The following is a 598-nucleotide window of genomic DNA, read 5'->3' on the forward strand; positions in this document are numbered from 1 at the left end:
GCGGGGGCGCATGGCCAGGACCGCGAGGCGGGCGAGCCCCTCCGGACCGACCCGCAGCACGACCTCCGGGAGAAGGGCGGCGTGGGCGGGCTCCAGGGAGACGGTCCGGGGGTGACGGCGCTCCTCTGCCTCCATGCGTCGGTGCATGAACTCGGCGGCCCGCTTGTAGGCGCGGTACTGCAACAGCCGGGCGAAGAGCAGGTCGCGGGCCTCCAGGAGGGCCAGGTCCGCCTCGTCCTCGACCTCGGCCGCGGGCAGCAGACGGGCGGCCTTGAGATCGAGCAGGGTGGCGGCGACCACGAGGAACTCGGTGGCGTGGTCGAGATCCCACTCCGGGCCCCGGGAGCGCAGGTGGGCGATGAAGTCGTCGGTCACCCGGGAGAGGGCGACCTCGGTGACGTCCAGCTTGTGGGCGGAGATCAGCTGCAGGAGGAGGTCGAAGGGGCCCTCGAAGTTGTCCAGCACCACGGTGAAGCGACCGTCGGGGGTCCCGGGCCGACCCTCGTCCGGGTCGGCGGGGTGGGCCGCCCGGTCCGCCCGGTCCCGCCCCGCCGGGGAATCGGCACCGGTGCCGGGCGGGTCGTCGGGAGCCGGGGGG

At 74.9% G+C, this 598-nt stretch carries 1 protein-coding gene; it reads right to left on the reverse strand.

The genetic code is table 11. The annotated features are described in order from the left end of the window. Nucleotides 1-598, reverse strand: a 598-nt coding sequence (locus tag FOE67_RS27865) for a segregation and condensation protein A (RefSeq protein WP_228474379.1), incomplete at both ends; no start/stop codon positions are given.

It is taken from the genome of Streptomyces calidiresistens (assembly GCF_014141525.1).
GTDB classification, from domain to species: domain Bacteria; phylum Actinomycetota; class Actinomycetes; order Streptomycetales; family Streptomycetaceae; genus Streptomyces; species Streptomyces calidiresistens.